We start from the raw sequence: 4,797 nt of genomic DNA, 5'->3' as shown, positions 1-4,797 counted from the left end.
GGCTCTACGGCCTGACGCGCAACGCTCTCGGGGTGCTGCTCCGCGTACGCGGCGACACGGCGAAAGAGGTGGAGCTCCTCGTCCTACGACACCAGGTGGCGGTGCTGCGGCGCCAGGTCCACCGTCCGACCCTGGAACCGGCAGATCGGGTAGATCCTGACGGCGTTGTCCCGGCTGTTACCCCGGACCCGCTGGGACGTTTTCTTCGTCACTCCGGCCACCGTGTTGCGGTGGCCGGAGTGACCTCCTCACCCGGAAATGGACCTATCCACGGAAGTCGCCCGGTCGGCCACCGGTCCGCCGCAAGATCCGTGATCTGGTTCTGCGCCTCGCGAAGAAGAACCCGACCTGGGGTCACCGGCGGGTGCGCCGTGAGGCGCCAATTGATCGAACAGGGCTGGGAGACCTTCGTCGCTGTCCTGTCATGGTAGGGCGGTGAAGCTGGGGGCAGCCTGATCCGGGAGGTGCCGGTGAGGGTGGCGGTCGACTTCTTCCACGCGGACTGCGCCGTGACGCTCCAGCGTCCGTACCGCTTGTTCGTCATGGAGGTCGGCTCCTGCTCCGTGCACCTCCTTGGGGCCCCGCCAACCCGGACGGGCCCTGGACCACCCAACAGATCCGGAATCTGCTGATGGACCTCGGCGACCGGGCGGCCGACGTCCAGGCCCTGGTCCGTGACCGCGCCGGGCAGGTCACCGCATCCTTCGACGCGGTCCTCGCCGACGCCGGCATCACCGCGGTCACGATCCCACCCCGAGCTCCCCGCGCGCTCCACCTCCAACCGCCCCGGCCCGACCACCCGATCACTGACGTCACGACGGGACACATCAAGCGTCGGCCCGTCCTCGGTGGCCTGATCAACTAATACGAACGAACAGCCTAAAACCCCAGGTCAACGCCGATAGCCGAGTTCTGGCACCCAACAGGTTCTACATAAGCCTCGTAGTATCTACCTGTAGCTTCGGGGTTTCTTTCTCAGGAATGACTGTCACTCGGGCCGAGTGTGGTGAGCAATGCCGTTAGCGCGACCCTCTCGCTGTTCGAGTTCGGACTCGTTGCCCGGAGGGCGCGCAGCACCGTATCAATCTTTCCGTCGATCTTGGTCCACGCAGCCTTGTCCTTCGGTTTCAGACGCGCTTCGGCGTTGTCCCACGCGATTTCGAGATCACCGATGCGGGCCGTAGCGCCAGACTGGTTGCCGGCGTTCAGGAGATCCAGCGTGTCCTGTGTGATTTTTCGGAACTTCGAGAGGTCTCCGAGGGGCGAGAGCTGTGCTGGCTGACTTCCGCCGGGGATCACTGCCTGGCTTGCGCCGGGGATCACTGTCTGGCTTGCGCCGGGGATCACTGTCTGGCTTGCGCCGGGGATCGACTGCACGGCGGCAGCCGAGTTTGACGTGTCTTCTTGAAGCGAGGACTTGCGCAAGAAGTATCCCGTCCCTGCGGCGATGAGGACGAGCGCCACGACGACGACTGTCTGCCACAAGCCTCCTCGTTCCATTGCCTCGTCAGTGTCAATGGCAGAGGCACTCGGGATGACATCGGCTTTCGTCACCGAGAAATAGGTAACGATGCCGAGAATGCCGGCCACGAAGATCAGGCTCGTCACCGTCGCACCCAGGCCCAGCCCGCCCTGGCCCGATGACTGAGAGAGGTAGTCACCGATCGATGCTCCAAGCGGGCGGGTCATGATGTAGATGATCCAGAAGGAGAGAACCGAGTTGAGTCCGAATCGCCATGCGACCGCAATGATGGCGATCAGCGATACCACGATGATTCCCGTCGCCAGGTAGCCGAGCCCAAGCACCTCGGCCATGAGATCGCCGGTCGCCGTGCCGAGCGCGAAGGTGACGAGAATCGTCAGCCAGTAGAACGCCTCTCGCCGTCTGGTGAAGATGGAATGAATGGAGAGCGTCTTCTCGATCAGGTACCACACGAGGAAGGCGAGAGCGAGAAGAACACCGAAAATCAGGGTGCTCGCTTCGAGTGGCAGACCGATACTGTCCGTGAGATTGTCGGTTACCAATGTGCCGAAGACGCTCACGAGCGCCACCGCCAGCCAGTACCTGCTCGGTATGTACCGATTCGCCCTGAATTGGAAGATCAGAGCGGCGACGAGCAGGACGCCTGTGACGACGGACGTACCGGTCAGACCGAGGTTCAGGTTGACGTTGAGGAAGTCAGCGGCCGATTCACCAACCGTCGTGCAGAGCACTTTGATGATCCAGAAGTAGATGGTGACTTCTGGAACTTTGTTAAGGAGTTGGCGATTTGGTGCGAGGGTGCGTGGTGAAGTCATGGGGATGCTCGGTGAAGTCATCGGGCTCTTTCTCGTTCTCGGTTCGGTCGCCGCGGCGGAAGAATCTGGGACGGGGGTGAGCCAAGCCGCGACTTGTCGGACATTAGGGCACGCCAGGCCAGCCATGGGTCGGACAGGGTAAGCGGGCGGGAAACTCTGTTAATGAGCAGCTGCGGAGTCCTGAGGCATCCGCCGCGTGGTTGGACTCGGGAGTGACAGGTGAGCTGCACGGACGCCTGCGTGGTGGATGCCGCGGTACCTGCTCGACTACAGGCAACCGCTGTCACCGGGGCAGGCGGTCGTGGTCGCTTCCCGCGCGGGCGTCGGGCCGCCGCCCGGGTCTGGTCTGGCGACGGTATTCCCGGACTACCGGAACGGCGGACACCACCACGATCAGCAGCGTGATCGGGATGATGTACCGGTCGATCGAGATGGACCGTCCAAGGGTGTAGCCGAGCAGGGTGACGCCGAGCGACCAGATCAACCCGCCGGCGACGTTGAACAGGGTGAAGGCCCGGGCCGGCACGCCCACCACACCGGCCACCGGGTTCATGAAGGTGCGTATGACCGGCACGAACCGCGCCAGGATGATCGCCTTTCCGTAGCCGTACCGGTCCAGGAACTCCTGGGTCCGTTCCACGTTCTCCTGTTTGAACAGCCGGGAGTCGGGTCGGTTGAACAGGACCGGGCCGGCCCGGCGGCCCAGCAGATAGCCCGTCTGTGCGCCCACCAGCGCCGCGACGGCCACCCCGGCCAGCACGGAGCCGATGTGGAAATGCGGCTGGCCGGCGGTAGTGCGGGTCGTGCTGTAGGCGCCGGCGAGGAACAGCAGGGAGTCACCCGGAAGGAAGAACCCGAGGAGCAGGCCGGTCTCGGCGAACACGATGACGGTCAGACCGGCAAGGCCGAACGTCGAGGCCAGTGAGGCGGGGTCAAGAATATTGAGTGCGAGTGGACCAGACAGCGCAGGACTTCCTTTCCATCGTTTCCGGCCGGATCCTGCCCGCAGTTGACCGTCTCACGGGCAGAGCGCCTCGGGGCCTGCGAAATCAGAATGAGAAGGGACCGAACCTCAGCACGGACACGAATCCGACGGCGAGACAGTAGAACGCGAACGGGGTGAGCGTCCGGGTTTCGAACCAGCGGCTGAGGAACCGCACCGACAGATAGGCTGCGACACCCGCGACCGCCGCCCCGAACAGGGTCTGCCCCCGTACCCCGTTGCCGAGCGGGCCGAACAGATCCGGCAGCTTGAGTAGGCCCGCAGCCAAGATCACGGGGGTGGCCAGCAGGAACGCGAACCGAGCCGCGTCCTCGTGGGACAGGCCGCGGATCAAACCGGCTACCATGCTCACGCCCGATCGGCTGATCCCCGGTGCGAGTGCGGCGGCCTGGGCGAAGCCGACAACAAGAGCGTCCTTCACAGAGAGCGTGGCCAGTCTCTGATCGGCAGCCAGGTCTGCGGCGGCGCCGACGGACAGCGGCGCCGGGTCGGCCGATCCCGGGGTGGCGCCTTCAGAAGCGCCCGTGGCGGGCGTCGGAGTCGGTTTCCCAGCGGTGAACCTGCCCGTGATCGGCGCTGCCATCACCGGAGCGGGCGCGGACCCGGGTCCGCCGGGCGCCGTGTTCCTCCGCCGCAGCCGCTCCCCAGCGAGCAGCACTCCACCGTTGACGGTCAGGAACAACGCTGCCGACAACGGTTTGCCGAGCGTGGTGCGGAAAGTGTGCTCCAGCAGGAGACCGCTGATTCCGACCGGAATCGTCGCGATAATCAGCAGCCAGCCGAGTCGCTGGTCGGATGTCTGGACCCGGCGGTCCCGTACCGATATCGTCAGACCACTGGTGATCCGGACCCAGTCGCGCCAGTAGAACGTGATCAGAGCGATCGCGGTAGCGACGTGTACGGCGACGATGAAGGCCAGGTAGGGCGACTCCGGCGCAGAGACGTCCAGGTCCCGCGCCCAGCTTCCACCGATCCACGCGGGGACGAGCACGCTGTGCCCGAGACTGGATACCGGAAACAGTTCCGTGATCCCTTGTAGGAGACCGATCGCGCCCGCCTCGACGAATCCGAAATGCCCCATCGGCGCCGTCCCTTCTTCCGGCGAGGCGTCAAGCCCGCCTGATTCCCGACGTGGCAGTCCGGCCGCGACTGTCTGCCCGCCGAGCGGCGGGTCGGTTCACGATGCCGAAAGGATCATGTGAAAACGGTGTACGCCGAGCGGGCGATCGGGGCCGTCTACGCTCTGAGTGGCCCCCGGCGTTAAGAGCGTGTCTCACGTGGGGAGTTTCTTCCAGCAGATCAGTGCGGCCGCGAGGGAGAGAAACCCGAGGAAGTTGCGGCCGTCGCGTTCGTAACGGATAGTCAGCCGGCGATAACCATCGAACCAGCCGGATGGGTCGGCCGCGCAGCGAGGTGCCAGCCCGAGGGCTGGTCCTTTTCCGCGCGGCCTCCCGCCGAACCGGACGTGATGGTTTCCCGATCATCCGGCTCTCCGG

The 4,797-nt window shown here is 65.0% G+C and carries 3 protein-coding genes and 2 pseudogenes; 1 reads left to right on the top strand and 4 read right to left on the bottom strand.

The genetic code is table 11. The features are described from left to right. A pseudogene (locus NBW84_RS24340) lies at positions 1-865 on the top strand (hypothetical protein); the annotation flags it as partial. 110 nt (positions 866-975) lie between these two features. Here the strand turns inward: NBW84_RS24340 and NBW84_RS14980 are convergent. The 4 genes and pseudogenes from NBW84_RS14980 to NBW84_RS24335 all read right to left on the bottom strand — a co-directional run. After that, positions 976-2,319, bottom strand: a complete 1,344-nt coding sequence (locus NBW84_RS14980) for a COG4705 family protein (RefSeq protein WP_250285356.1) — start codon at positions 2,317-2,319, stop codon at positions 976-978. 262 nt (positions 2,320-2,581) lie between these two features. After that, the gene (locus NBW84_RS14975; RefSeq protein WP_445548418.1) at positions 2,582-3,262 is read right to left on the bottom strand and encodes a DedA family protein; all 681 of its coding nucleotides are present in this window, start codon (positions 3,260-3,262) and stop codon (positions 2,582-2,584) included. 85 nt (positions 3,263-3,347) lie between these two features. Then, a complete protein-coding gene (locus NBW84_RS14970; RefSeq protein ID WP_250285354.1) occupies positions 3,348-4,382 on the bottom strand; it encodes an undecaprenyl-diphosphate phosphatase in 1,035 nt (344 codons plus the stop codon). 192 nt (positions 4,383-4,574) lie between these two features. Then, a pseudogene (locus NBW84_RS24335) lies at positions 4,575-4,688 on the bottom strand (transposase); the annotation flags it as partial. Positions 4,689-4,797 lie beyond the last annotated feature (109 nt).

The sequence above is a fragment of the Protofrankia sp. CiP1_Cm_nod2 genome (genome assembly GCF_920664355.1).
Taxonomy (GTDB): Bacteria; Actinomycetota; Actinomycetes; order Frankiales; family Frankiaceae; genus Protofrankia.
The sequence above is the reverse complement of the archived record's forward strand: the minus strand, read 5'-3'. Positions and strand labels throughout refer to the sequence as shown.